We start from the raw sequence: 23,086 nt of genomic DNA, 5'->3' as shown, positions 1-23,086 counted from the left end.
ATACAAGACACAGGATGGTGCCCTGATGGAAATAATGTTTCGTTAGTTACTTTACCATACTTTACAGAAAGTCTAGTATTTATAATCTAATTTCTAATTCAACTTGTAAGGCACAATCAGCACAAAATCGGGTATGGTAACATGGAACTGCTTGCCGTCCACCATGCGCTCCATCAGGTAAGTGCCACGCATCTTGCCCATTCCGGTCTTTAGGTTGCAGCCCGACACGTACTCGTGCGACTCGCCCGGCTCTAGGGTAGGCTGCTGACCAACTACACCTTCTCCTTCCACTTCTCGTACAACACCTGCAGAGTCGTGGATAAACCAGTGCCGCCGAAGCAGCTTTACCGTGAATTCGCTGTTATTTTCTATACTGATCTTATAGGCAAATACATAGTGCTGCTGAACCGGACTGGAATAATCTGGAAGGTAATTGGTAGTGACCGTAACTTTTACGCCTTCTGTTGTTTTTGCATCCATGTTTCAGAGTTTTTTGTATACTTGGAACCGTTTCTGATTGGTATTAGCTAATACCAGCTAAAGATTCCGAAATCGCAACCCACAATTCGAACCAACTCATGACCGTAAAGATAGAAGAAAGCTGGCAAAAAGTGCTACATGATGAATTTGAAAAGCCATATTTCAAGAATCTTGTCGCTTTTGTTAAAGACGAGTACACTTCCCAAAAAGTTTATCCTCCTGGTAATCAGATTTTCAATGCGTTTGAGATGTGTCCCTTCGACCAGGTAAAAGTAGTTATTCTGGGCCAGGACCCTTACCACGGCCCTAACCAGGCAAACGGACTTGCTTTTTCTGTGAAAGACGAAGTGCGCATGCCTCCTTCGCTAATTAATATCTTTAAAGAAATTAAAAGCGATCTTGGCAAAGACCTGCCAGCCACCGGAAACCTGGAGCGCTGGGCTAAGCAAGGGGTACTGCTCCTGAACGCCACGCTCACTGTGCGAGCCAGCCAGGCAGGTTCACATCAGAAAAAAGGCTGGGAGCAGTTTACCGATGCCGTGGTACAGCAGGTCAACGAGCAGAAAGAGCACGTGGTGTTTATGCTGTGGGGCGCCTATGCCCAGAAGAAAGGTGCATTCATCAATACAGCCAAGCACCTGGTACTGCAGTCGGCACACCCCTCGCCATTTGCCGCCGACAGGGGCTTTTTTGGTAACCGCCACTTTAGCAAAGCCAATGCTTACCTGCAGTCTAAAGGCAAGGAGCCAATAGAGTGGTAAGTTTTTGTAGAGATGGAAGAATGTCTGAATCAGAAGATGCAGAGTGAATTTTTATGCCGCAGAGCCTGGCTTACTTTTTAATCGCCCCTTCAGCAAGCAGCAATTATTCTAATAAAACCGGCCTTCCAGAGGCTTTTATCAGATATTAGATGCCAGACCTTTATGTAGCTGAGAGTTGAAAGTGAATGTATACTCTTCACACAACAATTCTGACATTTCACAATTAACCGCAGCCATCTCAGATTATGCTAATGAAAAAGCCCTTCCAGAGGTAAAATGCCTTTGGAAGGGCTTGGGGTTTATTATTTCATTTCTCTGTGTTTCCGCTTCATGATCTCCTGCACAGGTATGCCTTCTATTTTACTATCGAGCCAGGATATAATGTCGAGGTAGAGAAAAGGCCGGCGTTCGTATGGGTCGGCCGCTATAATGAGTAACTTCTCCCGCAAATTAATGAAAGCATCTTTGAGCTCATGCGGCGCAATGTTGCCCAGGTTGCGCAGGAACCGGAAAATCTCGATCTGCATTTGCTGCTGGTCGTTCATTTTGCCTAAAAATCGATACACAGACCGAATCTGGTACTCCAGCACCTCATCTTCGCCCGCTTCGTAGTGGGCTATCAGGTTTAGAATGCGGGCAAAGCACTGCAAATCTTCGCGAAGGCCAACATCCCTGAAGTTAATGATTTTGTTCAGGTACTGAATACAGGTGCTGTTGTCGCCACTGCCAAAGTAAAGGCTGGCAATTTTATAGTAAAAGATAAGCCGCCGGTAAGGGTCGAGCTGCGACTGGAAGTGCTTGAGGTTTTCGAGTATCTCCGGCACCAACTTCACACCTTCAGAAAAAGTGCCCCGCATAAAGTGGGTATTGATTCGGTCGGCGTAAATGTACTGGAACAGCAGTAATTCTGTATTGGAACTGCGGCGCCGGTTCTCATCGGCAGCAAAGGCTTCCAGCTTCTTCAGTACCTCTGTAAATTTGCTGTAATACAACATATTATAAAGCGCGGCCAGGAGGTTGTGCAGCCCTTTTATATACTGCGTACTCTGCCTGTCTTGCATGCCGGGGTTAGCTTCGAAGAGATCTACCCACTTCTGTGCATACCGATAACAAGCCCTAAAGTCCTGAATGATGTAGTAATACCACACATGCGACTGATAGTAATAGAGCTTTTCAAAAAAACCTGCACCACGCATGTCGGTGTCGGGGAGGGTGGCATGAAAGAAAGCCGTGATCTGGTCGTGTTCCTCCTTGTTACGGGCATGACCTACTTTAATGTACAGCCCGTAAAGCCGCAGCGAGGCATTCGACAGCGCGTGCATCTGCGATACGTGGCGTGCCGTATCCATGGCCTCGTCGGAAAGCGCCTCTGCACGGCCCTTAAGACTACGGGTAATGTACTGCGACTCTATGAGCTTCTCAAAGTCAAGCGCCCGAAGTGCAATGTGCAGCATCTCGGCCTGGCGGGCAGCTGTTTTTACCTTCTCCAGCATTTTCAGGCTCTGTTGGTAAAAGCCTTTGTTATATAGCACCCGCGCATAATCGAGCTGCTCATGCAGCTGAATGTCCTGGTTTTGGTTGGCCTGGTAAACGCGGAGGCTGGAAAGTAACTGCTTGTACAGGTTGGCTTTGAGGTTTGCGAGCTGCACCTTTTTAATGGCAGGTACCTGCTTCAGAATCTTTTCTTCATCAAATTTATCCTGACTCTCAATGGCATCAAAAAGTTGAAGAAATTTTAGTCCATCGCTGGAGCCTTGCCTATTGGTAAACAGGCGAAAGTGCCGCTTCTCAGATCGGGTTAAAGATTTAACTAATTGAAAAACCGGATCGGTATTGGCGTTAGGCATTGTATATTTTGGTAAGTTAACTTATTTATTATCAATAATATGTAATAAATAAAATTCTGATTAGAAATAGTAGATAAACTTAATAATTGTTTTTAGAGCAACAGATAAACTCTGTTCTTGTGAGAAGAAAAATAGACTATTTCTGCTTTAATGACCAAAGTAACAATGTCGGTTCAAAAAATACAAATATTTGATACTACGCTGCGCGACGGGGAACAAGTGCCTGGCTGCAAGCTGAATATGGAAGAGAAGTTGGTTATTGCAAGTCAGCTGGAATTGCTAGGTGTAGATGTGATAGAAGCAGGCTTCCCTGTTTCGAGCCCCGGCGATTTTGAAGCCGTCAGAGCAATTGCGAGGCAAACCAAAAACGCTACGGTCTGCGGACTGACTCGTGCCGTGGAAAACGACATAAGAGTTGCCGCGGATGCGCTGAAGGGTGCCGCGAGACCAAGAATACATACAGGCATAGGCACTTCTGAACTCCATGTTAAGTATAAGCTGCGCACCTCGCAGGAAAATGTAATAGAACGTGCCGTAGCAGCCGTTAAACTGGCTAAATCTTTTGTGGAAGACGTTGAGTTTTATGCGGAAGATGCAGGCCGTACCGATAATGTATTTCTGGCAAGGGTTTGCGAAGAAGCCATAAAAGCAGGTGCTACCGTCCTCAACATTCCGGATACAACAGGTTATTGCCTGCCGGAAGAATACGGCGCTAAAATTAAATATTTGGTTGAGAACGTGAGAGGTGTAGACAAGGTAACTCTTTCTACCCACTGCCACAACGACCTTGGCCTGGCCACTGCAAATTCTATTGCCGGCGTAATAAACGGTGCTCGCCAAATAGAGTGTACAATAAACGGAGTAGGGGAGAGAGCCGGGAACACAGCGCTGGAAGAAGTTGTTATGATCCTGCGTCAGCACCCGTACCTTAACCTCGATACTAATGTTAATACCAAGTTACTTACCCTGACTTCGGCCATGGTATCTGATATGATGCGGATGCCGGTGCAGGCGAACAAGGCCATTGTCGGATCAAATGCTTTCTCACACTCCAGCGGAATTCATCAGGATGGTGTAATCAAGCACCGCGAGACTTATGAAATCATTGATCCGAAAGAGGTAGGTGTAAGCGACTCTTCTATTGTGCTGACGGCAAGGTCAGGACGGGCTGCGCTGGCATATCGTTTGCAGAAATTAGGTTACGCTTTTGATAAGCCAACACTGGATAAGGCCTATGCCTCGTTCCTGCAGATGGCTGACCAGAAAAAAGAAGTTGTAGACGCAGACCTGCACGAGATTGTTGAACAGGAGAATTTGGTAGCTGCTAATTAATTTATGGCAAAATCATTATTTGATAAAATTTGGGATGCGCACGTCGTGAAGTCGATCCCGGGTGGTGGCTTGGATGTGTTTTACATCGACAAGCATTTAATTCACGAAGTAACGAGTCCACAGGCTTTTGATGAACTCGAAGCGCGTAACCTGCCGCTCTACCGCAAAGAGCAGATTGTGGCTACCGCTGATCATAACGTACCAACAAAAAATCAGCATCTGCCAATAGAGGAACCTCTTAGCAGAATGCAGGTAGATAAACTTACCGAAAACTGCCGGAAATTTGGCGTTGAGCTTTTCGGTCTTGGTCACCAGAACCAGGGCATTGTGCACGTAATTGGTCCGGAGTTGGGCATCACGCAGCCAGGCATGACCATGGTTTGCGGCGACAGCCACACATCTACACACGGTGCATTTGGAGCTATCGCTTTTGGTATCGGAACCAGCCAGGTAACGCAGGTTATGGCCTCCCAGTGTCTGCTGCTGAGCCGCCCCAAGCGCATGCGTATTACGGTAGATGGTGAACTAAGAAAAGGTGTAACAGCGAAAGACGTTATCCTGTACATTATTGCGCAGTTAGGAACCGGTGGTGCCACAGGCTATTTTGTAGAGTATGCCGGCAGCGCCATCCGCTCGTTGAGCATGGAAGGCCGTATGACGGTTTGCAACATGAGTATTGAAATGGGTGCCCGTGGCGGTATGATCGCCCCCGACGAAACCACTTTTGAATATGTTAAAGGTCGTAAATTTGCACCGAAAGGCGAAGATTGGGACAAAGCACTGGCTTACTGGAAAACGCTGTACTCAGAAGAAGGTGCCACCTTTGAAGCTGATCTCACTTACTTTGCAGAAGATATAGCCCCCATGATCACCTACGGTACAAACCCTGGTATGGGAATTGCCTTAAATGCATCTATTCCAGATAATGTACCTGTAAGTGAAAAGGTTAGCTTTGATAAGTCACTTAAATACATGGGCTTTCAGCCAGGCGAGTCTTTGCTTGGAAAAGAAATTAACTATGTGTTTATTGGCAGCTGCACGAACTCCCGCATTGAAGATCTGCGTACAGTAGCAGCTTATGTAAAAGGCAAACACAAAGCCTTGAACGTAGAAGCCATTATTGTGCCGGGCTCTAAATTGGTAGAGAAGCAGGCTAAAGAAGAAGGGCTGGACCAAATACTGGCCGAAGCCGGATTTGAACTACGTGAGCCTGGCTGCAGTGCCTGCCTGGCCATGAACGAAGATAAAATTCCGGCCGGTGCTTATTGTGTTTCGACTTCTAACCGTAATTTTGAAGGTCGGCAGGGGCCTGGTGCCCGCACCTTGCTGGCAAGTCCTCTGGTGGCAGCTATTACGGCTGTAGAAGGTAAAATTGTGGATATAACCCAATATCTGAATTAATGGATAAGTTTGAAGTGTTACGCTCGGCAGCTGTTCCTCTGCCGATCGAAAATATAGATACAGATCAGATCATTCCGGCGCGTTTCCTGAAAGCTACCTCACGCGAGGGCTTTGGTGAAAACCTGTTCCGCGACTGGCGCTACGACAGTGAAGGCAATCCGATTGAGAGCTTTGTACTAAACGACAAGCGCTATTCTGGTAAAATATTAGTGGCTGGTAAAAACTTCGGTTGCGGATCTAGCCGCGAGCATGCTGCCTGGGCCATTTATGATGCCGGTTTTAAAGTGGTTATATCGAGCTACTTTGCTGATATTTTCCGTGGTAATGCCCTTAACAATGGCTTGTTACCCTTACAGGTGTCTGACGAAATGCTGCAGCGCCTGTTCGTGCAGATAGAGAAAGACCCGAAAACCGAGCTGATCGTAGACCTGCCGGCGCAGGAGTTTTACGTGCCGCTCTGGGAAGAGCGTGTCTCTTTTGAGATAGACCCTTACAAGAAAGAATGCCTGATTAATGGCTACGACGATATTGACTTTTTAGTGAATCAGAAAGAGGCTATAGAAGCTTACGAGAATAACAGGCCATGGGCATATTAAGAAAAAAGATTGCGGTACTTCCTGGCGATGGAATCGGACCGGAAGTGTGTGACGAGGCTATTAAGGTGCTGGAAGCAGTTGCCGACAGATTTGGTCACCAGTTTGAATTTGAAACACATTTGATGGGAGCCTGCGCCATAGATGCTACAGGCGAGCCCTTGCCAGAAAAAACACTGCAAGGTTGTTTTGAGGCAGACGCTATTTTACTTGGTGCAATCGGTGACCCTAAGTATGATAATAACCCGGCTGCCAAAGTGCGTCCGGAGCAGGGGCTGCTAAAATTGCGTAAGTCGCTGGGGCTGTTCGCTAATATTCGACCGGTTACCGCATACGATGTATTGTTGGAGCACTCTCCGCTTAAAAACGAGCGTGTTGCCGGAGCCGATATGCTGATCTACCGTGAACTGACTGGTGGTATCTATTTTGGCGACAAAGGCCGGACAGAAGATGGTGAAGGCGCTTTTGATCATTGCACCTACGACCGCAGCGAGATTGTTCGCATTACGCATCTGGCGTTTCAGGCAGCAACCACTCGCCGTAACAAGCTTACCCTTGTAGATAAAGCTAATGTACTGGAAACATCTAGGCTGTGGCGTGAAGTGGTAAAAGAAATTGCTCCTGAGTACCCAAGTGTAGAACTCGATTTTCTGTTCGTGGACAATGCTGCTATGCAGATTATCCTGAATCCGAAGCAGTTCGATGTTATCCTGACGGAGAACATGTTTGGTGATATATTATCTGATGAGGCTTCAGTAATAGCAGGCTCTCTTGGTTTGCTGCCTTCTGCCTCTGTAGGTAATACTGTAGCCCTTTTTGAGCCTATTCACGGGTCTTTCCCACAAGGAGCAGGCAAGAAGATTGCTAACCCGATTGCAACCATTCTGTCGGCTGCCATGATGCTTGAGCACTTTGGCCTGCAAGAAGAAGCTGATCTGGTAAAGAAAGCAGTGCATAACGCTCTCGACAAAAAGGTACTGACACCGGAGCTAAATGCCGCATCGCCTTACACCACAGAACAGGTAGGTAACTTCATAGCCTACTTTGTGATGCATGGTATAGAAGTTATGCCAGATAAAAACAATATAGAAGTAGGCTTAAGCACTATAATATAGAGTCAAGATTTTGTGATTTACTTTTTACAAGTAAGTTAATTTAGTTTGAGTACGATTGTAGATGTAGTTTTTTCCAAACCAAAAAAGACGCGTTCTTATGAGCGCGTCCTTTTTTTGTACCTATAAGTAAATATTTTCTGATCCTCTCCCATCGAAAACGCATACTTAAAGCTTTGTAAGGATTTTCAATAAGTATATTTAAAAGCAATAGTTTCTTCTTAGGAGCATTCTATAGGTCAACAGCCCTCCCATTAATCCGCAAGCTCTGCCAGGCTAATCAATATAGTCTCGATAAGTGCATTCACCCTTTCAAGCAGTGTATAGCTTTCTTTTTTAGTATGCTTCTACATACAAATTAATCTTCCCTAATGTCCTAGGTAACATCAATCATTTAAATTGTTAATTATTTATAAATTATAATAAAAAGTTTTTTATATTCAATAATTAAAATTAGTATTGTAATATATTTAGCTTAATTATTATTATAATATTAACTAAAATAAGGACAAGCTATGCTTCAGTATTTAAAGAACAAATTAAGAACTTCTCTTAGTAGTAATAAATACAAACCACCTCAGCCGCAGGGTGAGTTTTCAGCTCGAATAATTCACAGGCACCGTACTTTTTGGAAATCTGCTGATGCTGAATATGTCCGAAATTTACCTATGGATGCCAATATGCCGTTGGCGCAATGGAAAGCTGAACCGCATTGGCAGCGTACACTCAGCAATAAAAATAACTCACGGGAATTTGCTAAGATGCATGGTTGTCTTGTGCCGGAACTTTATTGGAAAGGTCGCGATCTGGAACAACTCGACTTTAAAATAATGCCAGAGCAGTATGTAATCAGACCTACAATTGGCCACTCCTGTAATTTGGTCTTCTTGATGAATAAAGGTTTTAATTTAATGGATAAAACCTACTACTCAGAAACGCAGCTCAGAGCTGAATTAGATAAAGCTTTGCGAAAAAATCCTTATATGGAATTCTTAATTGAAGAGTTTGTGAGAAGCGAAAGTGGCGAGTACAAAATTCCGGACGATTACAAGATTTCTATGTTCAACGGAGAAGTAGCCCTGATAGATGTTATTAACCGTGTAAGCCCTAAAGAAGGCTTATCTAGCTGCTATGACGAGAATTGGAACATGATCGAGAACATAAGTCAATTCTATAAACAGGCACCTTACCAAAAGCCTCCTGCCTGTCTGGAAGAGATGATAACATTTGCTAAAACATTAAGTAAGTCTTATGAAATATATGTAAGAATTGATTTCTATGCTACAGATAAGGGTGCTGTTTTTGGGGAGTTTACCCCGACACCCGCTGCTGGAGCTGGTTTTACTCCCAAAGCAGAACAAGTACTCGCAGGTTATTGGGACAAATATTGCAATGGTTCTATATGATCTCAGACTATACAATATTTAAGCGTTTAGCAGTGGTAAGTGTGAGGCTTTAGATGCTATTAGGCTCGAACAAATAGAATATAACATTCTGTCTTATGACAAGCTGAAAAACAGCTTGTCAATTACCATGTGCAAAATATCCATAAGCCTAATAAAACTGACTCTATACAATGTTGGTTTGATAGCAAAGAAAAATAAGGGGGCCAGCTACAATTAAGTAGCTGGCCCCCTTATTTTAAACAGTAATCATGATTGTTCTATTCTATGGTGTTGAACAACCTGTTCCACCGAATCTTGCTGAAGAAGCTTCCTTCTACGTTTGTAGACATCCAGATAAGTACTGCCTTGCCTACAATATGGTCAGCCGGTACATATCCCCAAAAGCGGGAGTCAAGTGAGTTGTGGCGGTTATCGCCCATCATAAAATAATAGTTCTGCTTAAACGTGTATTCTGTCTTCTCCTGCCCATCTATAAAGAGCTTTCCATCGCGTATCTCCGCATTTTGGTTATCCTCATAAGATAGGATCACTTTCTCATAAAAGGGTAAAGACTCCGGCGTAATGGCTACCGTTACGCCTTCTTTTGGAACATACACAGGGCCAAAGTTATCGTGGTTCCACTTGTATTTGCTAGGCACATGAGGAAAAACTTGTGGCTCAGCATCACCAGGCTCTGCACTCATCAGAATCACCTTATTAACAAAGTCCAGAGATTCTATTTCCTTAGCAAGTTCTGGTGTCGCATCTACTAAATAACCACCCTGCGCCATCTGTACATCGTTGAGGTTTATGTTGCGGTCCTGGAAGAACTTTTGCGACAGGTGGTTTTTAGCCATAATCAGGTATTTGTACTGCATCTGCGCAGGATTCTCCACCGCCTGGCCGTTTACATACACCTGCATGTTGCGAACTTCTATGGAGTCGCCGGCAACGGCAATGCAACGCTTAATGTAATTAGTGCGCAGGTCGGCAGGATGTTCCTCCTCCGGCGGGTAATTAAATACCACCACATCGTTTCGTTTTACTTCTGAAAAGCCTGGCAGCCTATATGATTTTAGCTGAATCAGTTCAGAGTAGGAGGGGATAGTGGTGCCCCAGATAGTTTGGTGTGTAAGTGGTACCTGCAACGGTGTTTTTGGCGTGCGGGGGCCATAGTGCAGCTTGCTTACAAAAAGAAAATCTCCTACCAGCAGCGATTTTTCCATAGAAGGAGTCGGTATGGTATAGGCTTCGAAGGTAGCCCAGCGTATTAAGCTGGCGGCCACCACTGCAAACAGAATGGCATCACCCCATTCGCGGGCAACACTTTTTTTCTTTTTGGGCTCTTTTTTAGTTGGTTTTGTCTCCCAGAATTTAACTTTCATGCTTTGCACTAATGTTACAGGTTCAGCATGTCTTTCATGCCATAGATGCCTTTGCGGTCTTTAAGCCATTCTGCAGCCATAAGCGCTCCACCGGCAAAGCCGGTGCGGCTATGAGCAATATGGCCCAGTTCTATCTTATCGATAGAGGAGCTGTATTCAACAATGTGTGTGCCTACTACATCCGGTTCACGCTCCGAAATAATGTTTACTTTGTTGTCAATCTCCTCATCGCTCGACCAGCCTTGCAGATTCGGATAATTTGCAAGAATACCTTCGGCTGTTGTAATACCGGTGCCACTTGGTTTGTCTACTTTCTGTAGGTGATGTACTTCCCTTATAGCTACCTGGTATTCAGGATAATCTTTCATCTTACTGGCAATATACTCATTAAAATGAAAAAACAGGTTGACCCCAACGCTGTAGTTGGAGGCATAGAAAAAGGCGCCATTGCTTTGCTTACATAGCGCAGAAGCTTCCTCAAATCTGGAGAGCCAGCCAGTAGAGCCTGAAACAATGGGAATGTTGTGCTGCAGGCAGTAGGATATATTATTGAATGCTGATTCAGGGTGGGTAAACTCTATGGCAACATCGGTGTTGGCGCCAGTAAAATTCGCCAGCTCATGGGTGTTGTGTTGGTCAATAATACCAGCTATTTCGTGCCCTTTGTCGAGTGCCATTTGCTCAATGGTTTTACCCATCTTACCATAGCCAATCAATAGAATCTTCATCTTATCTTGAGTATAATGTTAAGGTGAGGCCTGGGGTAAGGCCGTGTTGTATAGGTGTGTTTAAGAGACCAGGTTGAACTCGTAGCGATAAGTCATCACTTATGTCGAAATCTTTAAGGTGGGCATGTACATGTGCTTCTGCAATGTTCAAGCCCCAAACTCCAATAGCTAGCAGCACATTCAAATCGCGCCACCTGCGGTACTGGTCGCGAGCACGTTTCAGATTTGCTCTGCCATTTGGGTTATTTGTGCCAAAAATCTGATGATTAATGTACTTATCTGTACGATCCTCATTTGATCGCTCTATAAGGGCAGTTCTGAATTCTTGATAGTTATTATTATGATCTATGAGAAAATAGCCGATAGTACCCAAGCCTGCGTACAGGATCGGAATTTTCCAATAGCTTTTGTTGTAAGCCTGGCCTAAGCCCGGAAGAATGGCTGAGTAGAAGGCAGCCTTGGCTGGCCGGTCCCAACGGTCGAGGAAGAAGCCTTTCTCTTTAGATGTATCTGCGGCTGCAACGGCATCCGGAACATTAACCAATACTGAATCGGGACCTTGTGTAATAACTTGAGCCCGAGCAGAAGAACTGCACACCAGGAGGCAACATAATAGCGCAGCAAAGCAGCAGATAAGCCTCATACTGTATTAGTAGTTTAGAATTTCCAGGATACGGTTCAGTTCCTCAACCGATACAAACGGGATTTTAATCTCTCCTTTTCCTTCGTTGTTAGCTTTTACCATGATTTTAGTTCCGAACTGAGTTGACAAGCGAGATTCTACCTGCTTTACTTCCTCCTCATACTTGTTGAACTGGAGCTTTTGCTGCGGATCAGGCTTTTTGTTCGCATTCTGCAGGTTTCGTACCAGTTCCTCCACCTTTCGTACCGAAAGCTCATCGGCTACCACCTTTTTAAACACATCGAGCTGTTTTTCAATGGTGTCTATGTTGATGAGAGCACGGGCATGGCCCATGGTGATTACATTGTCGCGCAACGCGATCTGTATATCTGGCGGAAGCTTGAGCAGGCGCAGGTAATTGGTAACGGTTGTCCGTTTCTTGCCAACACGGTCACCCAGCTCTTCCTGTTTCAGGCTACACTCCGTGAGCAGACGCTGATAGGAGAGGGCAATTTCTATGGCATTCAGGCTTTCGCGCTGAATGTTTTCGATCAGGGCCATCTCCAGCATCTGCTGGTCGTCGGCCTTGCGGATATAGGCTGGAATAGTCGTCAGCCCGGCAATTTTGGCAGCCTGATAACGTCTCTCACCCGAAATCAGCTGGTAGCTGTTCTGGTCGAGCTGGCGCACCGTAATTGGCTGTATAATGCCTTGTATTTTAATAGATTCAGCCAGTTCTTCCAGCGCCGCCTGATCAAAATGCGTGCGGGGCTGAAATGGGTTTGTCTGGATCTGATCAATGGATATGTCTGCGATGGTGTTGACAGAGTTTAAAGTGGTAGAATCAATTTTGCCGGTGTACTTGTTTCCCTCCAGAAGAGAGTTAAGGCCCCGGCCAAGGCCTCCTTTACGTTTTGCTGTTGAATTTTTGTTATCAGACATGTAAGCAATATGTTATTTCGCCAGCGCTACGCTGTTCTTCTCTGCAATCTCGCGGGCCAGGTTCAGGTAACTCAGGGCTCCTTTGCTTTCTGCATCATGCAGAATAGCCGGAATGCCAAAGCTTGGCGACTCGCTCAACTTCACGTTTCTTGGAATGATAGTTTCAAATACCATCTGTTGGAAGTGCGTTTTTACTTCTTCCACCACCTGGTTCGAAAGGCGCAGGCGCACATCGTACATTGTAAGTAAAATGCCTTCAATGGCCAAATCTGTGTTCAGGCGCGACTGTATAATTTTAATCGTATTCAGGAGCTTGCCTAAGCCCTCCAAGGCAAAATATTCGCACTGCACCGGTATAGCGACGGAGTCGGCAGCCGTTAGCGAGTTAACTGTAATCAGACCAAGCGATGGAGAACAGTCTATGATAATAAAATCGTAGCTATTGCGTAGTGGAGCAAGCACCTCACGCATTTTTTCCTCCCGATCTGGCAGGTTAATCATTTCTACTTCGGCCCCTACCAAATCTATGTGGGAAGGGATCAGGTGCAGAAACTCCAGGTTAGGCGACACCAGAATGATGTCTTCTACTTTTGCTTCTTCTACCATGCACTCGTAGATGCTGGCCGTAATGCTGGCCGGGTCAAATCCAAGGCCAGAGGTGGCGTTGGCCTGCGGGTCTGCATCTACCAATAATGTTTTATATTCTAAGGCTGCCAGGCTTGCTGCCAGGTTAATGGCAGTGGTGGTTTTGCCTACACCACCTTTTTGGTTAGCAACCGCAATTATTTTTCCCATTCTAAAATTATAGGTTTATTGTTTGGCCTATCTCCATCAAAATTACTTCCTTGCCCGCCATTTGCGCTACTTCTTTCACTTCATCCTCATCTATTTTGATATAAGGGAATGTATCGTAGTGCATGCCAATAAATTTATCTACCTGCACAAAATCGGCTGCTACCAAAGCATCATGTATGTCCATGGTAAAGTTGTCTCCGATCGGGAGCAGAGCAAAGTCCAGATCAAATTGTTCCGGAATTAGCTTCATATCGTAGGTTAAGGCTGTGTCGCCGGCAAAATAAAATGCCTGGTTTTCGGTTTCTATTACAAAGCCTGCTGCACTTCCAGCATACGAACCGTCTGGCAGGGAGCTGGAGTGGATGGCATTGACCATTTTTACAGTGCCAAAAGGCAAAGTTACTTTCCCGCCGGTGTTCATGGGGTGCGTTTTTTCAACACCTTTGGCACTGAACCAGTTCACAATTTCAAAGGTGGCAATCAGTGTGGCGTTGTTATTTTTAGCAATCTGTTCGGCATCGTGCGCATGGTCCTGGTGTCCGTGCGAAAGCAGAATATAATCAGCCTTAATACTGTCAACATCAATGCCTTTGGCTAATTCATTTGGCGAAATAAAAGGGTCGAACAATACATTATGTTCGCCTAGTTTAAATAAAAAGCAAGACTGGCCGTAATACGTGATCTCTATCATAAGACTGAAAAATGCTTTAATATCTACACAACATACCTTAAACTTCCACAAAGATACATTATTTTAGCCAACTAAGATGTTCGCAATGCAAAGACCCTTTATATTTTTGATCCTGTTTCTACTGGTGCTTTTGTCGTGTAGCGATGGCACTAATGACGGAACGGACAAAAAAGTTTTTAAGTATAACCAGCCCGGAGCGCTCTCCTCGCTCGATCCTGCTTTTGCCCGGAACCAGGCCAACATCTGGGCAACTACGCAGCTGTACAATGGACTGGTGGAGCTGGATGGGGAGCTGAAAATCGGTCCGGCCATCGCTCACTCCTGGGAGGTGTCGGAAGACGGCCGCACCTATACCTTCTTCCTCCGCGACAGCGTATTTTTTCACGATCATGAGGTATTTCCGGAAGGCAAAGGACGAGGCGTGACTGCCAAAGACTTTGAATATAGTTTTAAACGCATAGTTGACCCTGCCACCGCCAGCACCGGAGCCTGGATTTTTAACGACAAGGTGCTTACTGATGCCACCGGAGCTATTGCAGACACAGCCTTTCTGGCTGTGAACGACAGCACCTTTAAAGTATACCTAAACGAGCCTTTTATTGCCTTCCTGGAAATTCTGACTATGCCCTATGCCTATGTGGTGCCGCAGGAGGCTGTTGCGCGGTATGGCAAAGATTTCAGGGCACACCCCGTGGGTACAGGGCCTTTTGTTTTTAAGCTCTGGGACGAAGGAAACGCTATTGTGCTGCATAAAAACCTAAACTACTGGCGGCGCGACGAGCAGGGGCAGCAGCTGCCTTACCTCGATGCCGTGCAGATTTCCTTTATTACCGACCGCAAATCGGAATTCCTCACTTTTGTGCAGGGCAAGCTCGACTTCCTATCAAGTATAACAGAAGGCTCCCGCGATATGATCCTAAACAACGATGGCAGCGTGCAGGAAGATTTTGCTGGAAAGTTCAGAGTGCAGAAGGTGCCATATTTAAATACCGAGTACATAGGCTTTCAATTAGATCCGGCTAATCTGAAGGACCCAAACCCGGCCCTGCAGGACAAGCGGGTTCGGCAGGCGCTGAGTTATGCCATCAACAAGCAGGAAATGCTGGCCTATTTTCGGAACAATATTGGTATACCGGGCCACTCGGGCATTGTGCCGCCTTCTTTGCCAAGTTACAACGATAGCCTGGTGCGCGGTTACCAATACGAACCGAAAAAAGCGCTGGAATTGCTGCAGGCAGCGGGTTACTCAGGCCAAAACCCCTTGCAACTGCGCCTTAGCACGGTGTCGGAGCACAAAGAGCTGGCAGAGTACATGCAAAAGAAGTGGGCAGAGGTAGGAGTGCGGGTGCAGATAGACATTAATCAGGCACCGGCTCACCAGGAGACGGTAGACAACGGGCGGGCTCCTTTCTTTATGAAGTCCTGGCTCGGAGATTATCCCGATGCTGAGAATTACCTGGCGCTATTCTACAGCAAGAACTTTTCGCCAGCCGGTCCGAACAAAACACACTTTAAAAATGCCGAATTCGACCGGCTTTATGAGCAGGCTAAACTGGAGCGCGATGCCAAAAAACGGTGGGTGCTGTACCAGCAGATGGACCAGATTGTGGTAGAGGAAGCGCCGGTGATTGTGCTTTACTATGATGAGGTGGTGCGCCTGACGCAAAACAATGTGCAGGGGCTGGTGCCTAACCCTATGAACACCCTGAACCTGGAGCGAGTGCGGAAGGAGTAGTGGCTGGTTGTTGATTGTTTGTTGTTAATTGGTGAATGGCTATGTTGTTATAGGGTTAATTTGGAGAAGAGCCGGTAAGACCTCGCAGCTCCTGCGAGTGTCTTGTGGGCAAAGCAGAATAACAGTCCAAAAACATTTCTAGAGGAATAGTCCCGCATCTACCCTTGTGGTCCAACATAGAAAAAACCATCTGAAGGGCAAATTCATTAGAATAATCTGGCTTGACCGTAGATTAAACTCATTACTAGTAGAAAGTACATCTCCTGAAAACCTGAGTAATCAGCGTATTTTCCTGGATCGTTAATTCAGACAGAAAAGCAGCTATTCAAATATAATCGTCTTATTGCGGTACACGAACACCTGCTCGTTGAACACCAGCCGCAGCGACTTTGCCAGCACAATTTTCTCCACATCTCTGCCGGCCTGGGCCATTTCTTTGGCGCTTTGTGTGTGGTCTACCGGTATCACGCTTTGGGCTATAATGGGGCCCTGGTCCAGTTGGTCGTTTACAAAGTGGGCTGTGGCGCCAATAATTTTTACACCACGCTCATAGGCCTGCGCATACGGACTTGCCCCTACAAAAGCAGGTAAGAAGGAGTGGTGAATATTGATAATTCGGTTAGAGAAATGGGCTACAAAATCAGCTGAGAGAATACGCATGTACTTGGCCAGAACCACAAACTCTGGATCGTAGTGCTGCACGGCCTCTAGTATTTCCTGCTCATGCATTTCCCGGCTCTTGCCCTCATGGCTGATGAAATGAAACGGAATATCAAACTTGCGGGTCAGGTCCTCCAGCACATCGTAATTGCTTATTACTGCCAGTATATGTGCATTCAGTTCATTAAACGCATGCCGGATGAGCAGGTCGCTCAGGCAATGATGCTCTTTGGTCGCAAGCAGCACAATGTTTTTCTTTCTCTTGTCCGTTAACTTAATCTCCACACCTTCTGGTAACACCTTGGTCAGGTCCTGCAGCAGGGTTTCCCGGTCGAACTGGCCCGAGAACTCGGTTCGCATAAAAAAGTAATTAAACCCTCTCTCAACAAACTCGCCATTACTGATAATGTTGAGGTTGTAGTGATACAGAATTCCTGTGATTTTGAATACCAAACCAGGCTGGTCAGGACAATTAATTAAAAGTACATGCGACACCATTGGTTGCTTTTCTGTTAAATATGGCCGTTAAATTAAATAATACTGCTGAATAACTGCTGTCTTTGTTGCAAAAAATGTAACAGATACGAGCCGCAGAGATAATTGCATGAAAGGATGTACATAATTTGTAGCACACTCCGATAACCAGCTACCCCTAACCCTATGTCTGTATATGCGCTAAAATGCTCAGGAAGGCCATTTTCATTAGAATAATTAGCTTCGGCAAGCTGTTAGACAATTTTAGAACAAAGAAGTTACAACCGACCTGCTGCTCCATGCAACGCTTACGGGCTTGTAAGGGTCCTATAGATAAGTACTAAACATTGGGTTTGGTACTTTGACTCTAAAATCTGTAGCAGATGAAAAAGAAGAAACTTACAACTGCCTTACTGAGTGTAGCCAGCGCCGCGTTTTTGCTATGCTCCGGATGCCAGGAAGATACTATTCCTGTTGATGCCGAAACTGATACTTCAGTAACTATGCGTCCGCTAACGGTGCAGGAAGCTAAAACTGTAGAAAGCTCCAACAAATTTGCCTTTACCTCATTTGCACAGCTAAGCAAGGAAGAAGGCAACAAAAATATGTTTATTTCGCCCTTAAGCATCAGCATGGCCCTGACTATGGCGTACAACGGTGCAGGAGCCTCTACAAAAGAAGCCATGCGGCAGACCTTAGGCTTTGAACTACCTACTGACGAGGAAATTAACCAATCGTTTAAAAGTGTTTCGGAGCTTTTGGGAAATATCGATAAAAAAGTGCAGTTTACTGCTGCCAATTCTCTATGGCATAAACAACAGGTAAAGCTGCAGGCGCCCTTTGTGGAAACAAATCGCACTTATTTCGATGCCACTGTGCAGGGCCTGGATTTTAGCTCTCCTGCTGCCAAAACCCAGATAAACAACTGGGTGAAAGAAAAAACAAATGGTAAGATCGAAGACATCGTAGAAGAGATCCGTCCGGAGCATGTCTTGTTTCTGATCAATGCCATTTATTTTAAAGGCACCTGGACCTACCAATTCGACAAAAAGCTGACGCAACCCGCACCTTTTCATTTGGCAAGCGGCGGCACCAGGAACCACGACTTTATGCACCTGAAAAAAGGAAAGTACCTTTTATATCAGGACAGCCAGAAACAACTGATCGACCTGCCATACGGGAACAAGCAGTTCAGCATGACGCTTCTGGTGCCGAAGGGGCAACAAACCGTTGACAACCTGGTGCAGGAACTGAATGGAGCAAACTTAGATAACTGGCTGAACGGAGCAGATACAGCTAGTCTGGACTTGTACCTGCCTAAGTTTAAGCTGGAATACGAAAAAGAACTGAAGGAGACGCTAAGTCAGTTAGGAATGGGCATTGCCTTTACAAACCAGGCAGACTTTAGCCGTATGTTGGAGGGGCATTCTAATCTGGCCATTTCTGAAGTGAAGCACAAAACCTTTGTGGAAGTAAATGAAGAAGGAACGGAGGCTGCCGCTGCAACTTCTGTAGGCATAGAACTCACTTCTTTACCGCCTTCTGTTCGTGTAGACAGGCCTTTTATTTTCCTGATCCGCGAAAAGTCTTCTAATGCCATTTTGTTTATCGGCAAACTCATGCAACCGGAGTAAATTTTACGGTTGAGACCTAGGCTCTCTAAGGCAAGAATCACCTCCGGAAGGGTATTTCCATTAGAAGAATTGGCAGAGCTGCGTTTTGGATGTATTGTCAGAGGAGCGTGGACCAAGAGTTCCTTTTACCATTATACAGCAGCCAGTCTACAGTACCAGTTGCTTACTTTGCAGATGGGCAGACTCGATTCTGCATAGGCAGTTTATTTTCCATTCCTCTAGCGAAACCCCGGCTTCTTATTCCGATTTCCTAAGTTTTTGAGCCAATTTTTAAAAAATGATAGATTTTTTGCTAGAATAAAGAATTTAATATATAACTTGGTCATCAATACATGAAAGCAACAGGTACAACTATCATAATCTCTATTATTAGCACCATCATTGGCACAATGCATGGGGAAGGAGATTATTTGGTTTAAATCTAGAAAAATAACCGGTAAGCGCCTTCCCTGAACAGGAAGGCGCTTTTTTTTATCATAAACTATATGAAGGTATTAAAATTCGGAGGCACTTCAGTAGGATCATCTGAAGGTATCTTAAACTTACTCAGCATCATCAGAAAAGAGGTTCAGTCGGGAGAAAAGCCTGTGGTGGTACTCTCGGCCATGAGCGGGATCACGAATTTACTCCTGAAAATGACCCAGGATGCAGCGGCAGGAGCGGAGTTCGAAACCTCTATTGCAAAGCTTAAGGAGCGGCACAGCGCCATTGTAACAGAAATGCTGCCCACCCAATTGCAGGAGCCGGTGCAGGCCCAGCTGCAGGAGTACTTTAACGAGGTAAGCCAGCTGCTCAGCGCCATCCGGAGCCTGAAAGAGTGCACCCCAAGAGCACACGACCTGGTGATCAGCTACGGTGAAAAGTGCTCTACGTTACTGATCAGCAAAATTGCAGCCCAATTTTTCCCGGAGGCGCTGTTTGTGGAATCCTCGGAGCTGATTAAAACCGACAGCAATTTTGGCAATGCCCGCGTAGACACTGAACTCACAGACCGACTGGTAAGCACTTTTTACCATAGCCATAAAGACAAGCTGCTGTTTATAACCGGCTTTGTAGCCAGCGACATGCAGCGCCAGATCACGACCCTGGGCCGTGGTGGCAGCGATTATACAGCAGCCCTTGTAGGTGCCGCGCTCAATTGCCAGGAAATACAGATATGGACAGGCGTAAACGGCATGATGACGGCAGATCCGAAGTGGGTGAAAAAAGCCTTTACTTTAAGCGACCTCTCTTACAACGAGGCCATGGAAATGTCGTTTTTCGGGGCAAAGGTAATTTATCCGCCTACCATGATCCCGGCCTTTCTGAAGAAGATTCCGATCATCATTAAAAATACCCTGAAGCCGGATCTGGCTGGCACGGTGATCAGCCACAGCGGCGGCACTTCTAACCTCCCGATAAAAGGCATTTCGTCTATAAACAAGATTAGCGTAATTAACCTGCAGGGAAGCGGCATGGTTGGCAGAGCCGGATTTAGCGGTAAACTGTTCTCGCTGCTGGCTCACGAGCAAATCAGCGTAATTATGATTACGCAAAGTTCATCGGAGCACAGCATTACTTTTGCCATTAAACCAGAAGATGCCGAAAGAGCCAAAAAGCTGATAGAGCGTGAATTTGAGCTGGAGCTGAAGGCCGAAAAGCTGGAGCAACCTGTAATAGAAGAAGGCTTGTCGGTGCTGGCGATTGTAGGGGAGAACATGAAGCAAACGCCGGGTATATCAGGCAAGCTTTTCTCGGCCTTGGGCAGAAATGGTGTAAACGTGCGAGCTATTGCGCAGGGTTCTTCTGAGCACAACATTTCCGTTATTATATCGCAGCAGGACCTGGCGAAGGCACTCAATGCCGTGCACGATGCCTTCTTTACTGACCTGAAAAAAACACTGAATGTGTTTTGTTTGGGCACGGGCAACATTGGCAAAACGCTGTTCCGCCAACTGCTCGACCACCGGGAGTTTTTACAGAAGCACAACGGCATACAGGTAAAGGTAATTGGTGTGTCGAACAGCCGCAAAATGCTTTTCGACCTCGATGGCATCTCTTTGGAAAACTGGCAGCAGGAGCTCGATGAGCAGGGCAAACCGGCCGACCTCGGCTTGTTTATTTCCGAAATGAAGTCGCTGAACCTGCCGAACTGCGTGTTTGTAGACAATACGGCCAGCCCGAAACCAATTACTTATTACGAAGAAATTTTCAGCTCCAATGTGTCGGTGGTAACTTCTAACAAAATTGGTAACTCATCGTCGTACAGCCAGTACCGTCTGTTTAAAGATACTGCCCACACGCACGGCGTTGACTTTTTCTACGAAACCAACGTGGGAGCCGGATTGCCAATTGTGCGCACGCTCCAGGACCTCATGATGAGCGGCGACCGGGTGCTGAAGATCGAGGCGGTGCTGTCGGGTACGATCTCCTTTATCTTCAACCACTTTAAAGGCGACGTTACGTTCCACGATGTGGTGAAGATGGCGCAGGAGAAAGGCTATACAGAACCAGACCCGCGCGATGACCTGAACGGTACCGACTTTATGCGTAAAATGCTCATACTGGCCCGTGATGCAGGCTATCCATTAGAAGCAGGCGATGTGCAGATCGAGAATATCTTGCCAGAATCGTGCATGCATGCGCAGTCGGTGCCGGAGTTTTACGAGGAACTGCAGAAAGCTGACGATTACTTTAACAAGCTGAAAAGAGAGGCAGAAGAAAGTGGCCGCGCTCTTCGTTTTATCGGGAAGTTAGAAGATGGTAAAGTAGAAATTACGCTGCAGATGGTAGACGAGAGCCATCCGTTCTTCGTGCTTTCCGGCAGCGACAACATTATATCTTTCACGACGGAACGGTATAAAGACAGACCACTGGTGGTAAAAGGCCCAGGCGCTGGAGCAGAAGTAACAGCAGCCGGTGTGTTCGCCGATATTGTGAATGTGGGTACACATTAAGTGCATACAAGTAAAAAAGGTAGTGTATACCCTCGGAGCTTTTCCAGCAATATTTCTTCTGAAGGCCATTTTCATTTGAATAATTGCTTTTCCTTTAGGCACAACTTACTTGAATGCACTAAAGTTGGCTAAAATGCCTTGATTCTTAGCAGTTGAAACCGAATGTCAGAAGTGACAAAACAAACTGCCCCGGCATCTGATGAAGGTGCCGGGGCAGTTTGTTTTTGAAGAGGTAAAAAGAATTTACACAGAAATAGGTGAGGTTAACTGAATAGAGCTTATAAGAAAGCCGATAAGTTCTTTTTGTTATGCAAGGGTAACGGTTCTCAACTATGAGTAGTTAAAGATTTTATACTCAAACGCTTTAACTTAGCACCGCCCTTTGTTTTAATCACCTAAACCCCACTTTCTTATACCCGAAGTTGTGGTGTCGTCTTATTCAGTTTCCTTTCTGCTTTTTAAGATTAAGATTGTGATTATATAAATTAAAACGATAACAAAGGGAATAGCTATAAACCTGTGTTCAGGCAAAAGATACCAAAGGGTCAGCACTAAAGTAGTTCTGGTTAATGAGTGAAAAATTCCAACCCAATGTTTTATAAGCCAAGAAAATGGTAACCACATCAATCCAGTCAGAATTCCGACAGTCATTGGAAGAGAAGTGTAATCAACAAGGAAAAATGGTATTGCTATGGAGTAGACAAGTATGGCTTGTCCAGCAGTGAAAAGAAAAAGTGTATCGAATTCATTTTTGGGTTTACTTTTATCAAGGAAATTTTCACCCGTGAATTTTGAGAGAAAGAATCCTAAATATACGATGCTTCCAGTACCAATAAAAATAGCCCAAACCGCTATAAAATCAGAGAAAAGAAGTCCGACAAAACCAATTATAGTCCAAATAATTAACCCAGCTAAAGGTGTAGCAAGGAATTCTCTACTTTCAAACTCCATTCTTTGTTCTTCGAGAGTTCTTTTGGTTTCTATCATTTTCTATAATGGATTTTAAGTATTATAGCTTTGATTTTGTTGTTAACTATGATTACAATTTAAGTTAACGTTGTTCGTGCAGCCGAAGTCCGTAGCGAGGGTTAAGGCTGTATTTGGTTGGCAAGAGTTATGCTTTTGTTTTGCTGAAAATATTCCATTGTACTGGCAGAAATTTACTTAAACCAGTATCAAAAGAATTCTAGTACATTAAAGTCTCTCCGTTATAGAATACCTCTACTATTTCTCCTACTTTAAATGGCCTTTTACTACTGGAGGCATATTTAAGCTTTATTAATTTTGAATCTTTATCATTTAATATCCTTACATATGGATAATCAAGCTTAGTATAATCATTTCTCATCGACCCTCTTTCTCTTCGATATTCCACTACTTCGGCTTTTAATTTTTCATTAGAACTTCTCTGTTTTTAAAAATGTATTTTGTTCACCGTCATAAAGACAAATACTGAAATAACGAAAGCGGCAAACATAAAAGAATCAATCATTGTAACCTTAATTTGGTTCGAATTTTTGCCAACGGATTTAGCTAAGGCACGCCTAAGTGTGCTTTAGGTTTTGTGTGCGCC

Annotated in this window: 19 protein-coding genes; 9 read left to right on the top strand and 10 right to left on the bottom strand. The window is 45.2% G+C overall.

Annotated features, from left to right (window positions below):
- Nucleotides 1–93 precede the first annotated feature (93 nt).
- Nucleotides 94–480, bottom strand: a complete 387-nt coding sequence (apaG, locus tag ACMA1I_RS14425) for a Co2+/Mg2+ efflux protein ApaG (RefSeq protein ID WP_147923393.1) — start codon at nt 478–480, stop codon at nt 94–96.
- 98 nt (nt 481–578) lie between these two features.
- Here apaG and ung point away from each other — a divergent pair, with 98 nt between their 5' ends.
- Complete coding sequence (ung, locus tag ACMA1I_RS14420) at nt 579–1,241, top strand: uracil-DNA glycosylase (RefSeq protein WP_337069085.1); 663 nt, start codon at nt 579–581, stop codon at nt 1,239–1,241.
- Nucleotides 1,242–1,543: 302 nt separating this feature from the next.
- On the opposite strand, the gene ACMA1I_RS14415 is transcribed toward ung, so the two are convergent.
- A complete protein-coding gene (locus ACMA1I_RS14415) occupies nt 1,544–3,088 on the bottom strand; it encodes a hypothetical protein (protein WP_337069084.1) in 1,545 nt (514 codons plus the stop codon).
- A 165-nt stretch (nt 3,089–3,253) separates the two neighbouring features.
- Here ACMA1I_RS14415 and ACMA1I_RS14410 point away from each other — a divergent pair, with 165 nt between their 5' ends.
- The 5 genes from ACMA1I_RS14410 (at nt 3,254) to ACMA1I_RS14390 (ending at nt 8,932) form a co-directional block, all read left to right on the top strand.
- Complete coding sequence (locus ACMA1I_RS14410) at nt 3,254–4,420, top strand: 2-isopropylmalate synthase (RefSeq protein WP_337069106.1); 1,167 nt, start codon at nt 3,254–3,256, stop codon at nt 4,418–4,420.
- A 3-nt stretch (nt 4,421–4,423) separates the two neighbouring features.
- A complete protein-coding gene (gene leuC / locus ACMA1I_RS14405) occupies nt 4,424–5,821 on the top strand; it encodes a 3-isopropylmalate dehydratase large subunit (RefSeq protein WP_337069083.1) in 1,398 nt (465 codons plus the stop codon).
- Nucleotides 5,821–6,417, top strand: coding sequence for a 3-isopropylmalate dehydratase small subunit (gene leuD, locus ACMA1I_RS14400; protein ID WP_337069082.1), 597 nt, complete (start codon nt 5,821–5,823; stop codon nt 6,415–6,417). The genes leuC and leuD overlap by 1 nt, the downstream gene beginning before the upstream one ends.
- Complete coding sequence (gene leuB, locus ACMA1I_RS14395) at nt 6,405–7,529, top strand: 3-isopropylmalate dehydrogenase (protein WP_337069081.1); 1,125 nt, start codon at nt 6,405–6,407, stop codon at nt 7,527–7,529. The genes leuD and leuB overlap by 13 nt, the downstream gene beginning before the upstream one ends.
- Nucleotides 7,530–8,041: 512 nt before the next feature.
- Nucleotides 8,042–8,932 carry an ATP-grasp fold amidoligase family protein gene (locus ACMA1I_RS14390; protein ID WP_337069080.1) on the top strand — a complete coding sequence of 297 codons (891 nt, stop codon included), beginning with the start codon at nt 8,042–8,044 and terminating at the stop codon, nt 8,930–8,932.
- Between the two features lie 257 nt (nt 8,933–9,189).
- Here the strand turns inward: ACMA1I_RS14390 and lepB are convergent, their stop codons facing one another.
- Genes lepB through ACMA1I_RS14360 form a run of 6 tightly spaced genes read right to left on the bottom strand, consistent with a single transcriptional unit; the run spans nt 9,190 to nt 14,071 of the window.
- Nucleotides 9,190–10,296 carry a signal peptidase I gene (lepB, locus tag ACMA1I_RS14385; RefSeq protein WP_337069079.1) on the bottom strand — a complete coding sequence of 369 codons (1,107 nt, stop codon included), beginning with the start codon at nt 10,294–10,296 and terminating at the stop codon, nt 9,190–9,192.
- Nucleotides 10,297–10,310: 14 nt separating this feature from the next.
- A complete protein-coding gene (gene dapB / locus ACMA1I_RS14380) occupies nt 10,311–11,024 on the bottom strand; it encodes a 4-hydroxy-tetrahydrodipicolinate reductase (RefSeq protein WP_337069078.1) in 714 nt (237 codons plus the stop codon).
- 1 nt (nt 11,025) lies between these two features.
- The gene (locus ACMA1I_RS14375; protein ID WP_337069077.1) at nt 11,026–11,667 is read right to left on the bottom strand and encodes a DUF5683 domain-containing protein; all 642 of its coding nucleotides are present in this window, start codon (nt 11,665–11,667) and stop codon (nt 11,026–11,028) included.
- Nucleotides 11,668–11,673: 6 nt separating this feature from the next.
- On the bottom strand, nt 11,674–12,588 hold the full coding sequence (locus ACMA1I_RS14370; RefSeq protein WP_337069076.1) for a ParB/RepB/Spo0J family partition protein: 915 nt from the start codon (nt 12,586–12,588) through the stop codon (nt 11,674–11,676).
- 12 nt (nt 12,589–12,600) lie between these two features.
- Nucleotides 12,601–13,383, bottom strand: coding sequence for an AAA family ATPase (locus tag ACMA1I_RS14365; protein ID WP_337069075.1), 783 nt, complete (start codon nt 13,381–13,383; stop codon nt 12,601–12,603).
- Between the two features lie 7 nt (nt 13,384–13,390).
- A complete protein-coding gene (locus ACMA1I_RS14360; RefSeq protein WP_337069105.1) occupies nt 13,391–14,071 on the bottom strand; it encodes a metal-dependent hydrolase in 681 nt (226 codons plus the stop codon).
- 88 nt (nt 14,072–14,159) lie between these two features.
- Here ACMA1I_RS14360 and ACMA1I_RS14355 point away from each other — a divergent pair, with 88 nt between their 5' ends.
- A complete protein-coding gene (locus ACMA1I_RS14355; RefSeq protein WP_337069074.1) occupies nt 14,160–15,809 on the top strand; it encodes an ABC transporter substrate-binding protein in 1,650 nt (549 codons plus the stop codon).
- A 321-nt stretch (nt 15,810–16,130) separates the two neighbouring features.
- On the opposite strand, the gene purU is transcribed toward ACMA1I_RS14355, so the two are convergent.
- The gene (purU, locus tag ACMA1I_RS14350) at nt 16,131–16,967 is read right to left on the bottom strand and encodes a formyltetrahydrofolate deformylase (protein ID WP_337069073.1); all 837 of its coding nucleotides are present in this window, start codon (nt 16,965–16,967) and stop codon (nt 16,131–16,133) included.
- A gap of 359 nt (nt 16,968–17,326) precedes the next feature.
- Here purU and ACMA1I_RS14345 point away from each other — a divergent pair, with 359 nt between their 5' ends.
- Together ACMA1I_RS14345 and thrA are read left to right on the top strand one after the other, a co-directional pair.
- Nucleotides 17,327–18,577: a serpin family protein gene (locus tag ACMA1I_RS14345; RefSeq protein WP_337069072.1), complete on the top strand. Its 1,251-nt coding sequence runs from the start codon at nt 17,327–17,329 to the stop codon at nt 18,575–18,577.
- Nucleotides 18,578–19,062: 485 nt separating this feature from the next.
- Complete coding sequence (gene thrA / locus ACMA1I_RS14340) at nt 19,063–21,513, top strand: bifunctional aspartate kinase/homoserine dehydrogenase I (protein ID WP_337069071.1); 2,451 nt, start codon at nt 19,063–19,065, stop codon at nt 21,511–21,513.
- 435 nt (nt 21,514–21,948) lie between these two features.
- Here the strand turns inward: thrA and ACMA1I_RS14335 are convergent, their stop codons facing one another.
- Nucleotides 21,949–22,500: a DUF7010 family protein gene (locus tag ACMA1I_RS14335; protein WP_337069070.1), complete on the bottom strand. Its 552-nt coding sequence runs from the start codon at nt 22,498–22,500 to the stop codon at nt 21,949–21,951.
- Nucleotides 22,501–23,086: the final 586 nt, after the last annotated feature.

It is taken from the genome of Pontibacter sp. 13R65 (assembly GCF_047525655.1).
GTDB lineage: Bacteria > Bacteroidota > Bacteroidia > Cytophagales > Hymenobacteraceae > Pontibacter.
This window is presented reverse-complemented; position numbering and strand designations above follow the sequence as displayed.

Excerpts from the sequence above, each read along its gene's own strand:
- apaG (WP_147923393.1), bottom strand. The coding sequence starts at position 480 with ATGGATGCAAAAACAACAGAAGGCGTAAAAGTTACGGTCACTACCAAT.
- ung (WP_337069085.1), top strand. The coding sequence starts at position 579 with ATGACCGTAAAGATAGAAGAAAGCTGGCAAAAAGTGCTACATGATGAA.
- ACMA1I_RS14415 (WP_337069084.1), bottom strand. The coding sequence starts at position 3,088 with ATGCCTAACGCCAATACCGATCCGGTTTTTCAATTAGTTAAATCTTTA.
- ACMA1I_RS14410 (WP_337069106.1), top strand. The coding sequence starts at position 3,254 with ATGTCGGTTCAAAAAATACAAATATTTGATACTACGCTGCGCGACGGG.
- leuC (WP_337069083.1), top strand. The coding sequence starts at position 4,424 with ATGGCAAAATCATTATTTGATAAAATTTGGGATGCGCACGTCGTGAAG.
- leuD (WP_337069082.1), top strand. The coding sequence starts at position 5,821 with ATGGATAAGTTTGAAGTGTTACGCTCGGCAGCTGTTCCTCTGCCGATC.
- leuB (WP_337069081.1), top strand. The coding sequence starts at position 6,405 with ATGGGCATATTAAGAAAAAAGATTGCGGTACTTCCTGGCGATGGAATC.
- ACMA1I_RS14390 (WP_337069080.1), top strand. The coding sequence starts at position 8,042 with ATGCTTCAGTATTTAAAGAACAAATTAAGAACTTCTCTTAGTAGTAAT.
- lepB (WP_337069079.1), bottom strand. The coding sequence starts at position 10,296 with ATGAAAGTTAAATTCTGGGAGACAAAACCAACTAAAAAAGAGCCCAAA.
- dapB (WP_337069078.1), bottom strand. The coding sequence starts at position 11,024 with ATGAAGATTCTATTGATTGGCTATGGTAAGATGGGTAAAACCATTGAG.
- ACMA1I_RS14375 (WP_337069077.1), bottom strand. The coding sequence starts at position 11,667 with ATGAGGCTTATCTGCTGCTTTGCTGCGCTATTATGTTGCCTCCTGGTG.
- ACMA1I_RS14370 (WP_337069076.1), bottom strand. The coding sequence starts at position 12,588 with ATGTCTGATAACAAAAATTCAACAGCAAAACGTAAAGGAGGCCTTGGC.
- ACMA1I_RS14365 (WP_337069075.1), bottom strand. The coding sequence starts at position 13,383 with ATGGGAAAAATAATTGCGGTTGCTAACCAAAAAGGTGGTGTAGGCAAA.
- ACMA1I_RS14355 (WP_337069074.1), top strand. The coding sequence starts at position 14,160 with ATGCAAAGACCCTTTATATTTTTGATCCTGTTTCTACTGGTGCTTTTG.
- purU (WP_337069073.1), bottom strand. The coding sequence starts at position 16,967 with ATGGTGTCGCATGTACTTTTAATTAATTGTCCTGACCAGCCTGGTTTG.
- ACMA1I_RS14345 (WP_337069072.1), top strand. The coding sequence starts at position 17,327 with ATGAAAAAGAAGAAACTTACAACTGCCTTACTGAGTGTAGCCAGCGCC.
- thrA (WP_337069071.1), top strand. The coding sequence starts at position 19,063 with ATGAAGGTATTAAAATTCGGAGGCACTTCAGTAGGATCATCTGAAGGT.
- ACMA1I_RS14335 (WP_337069070.1), bottom strand. The coding sequence starts at position 22,500 with ATGATAGAAACCAAAAGAACTCTCGAAGAACAAAGAATGGAGTTTGAA.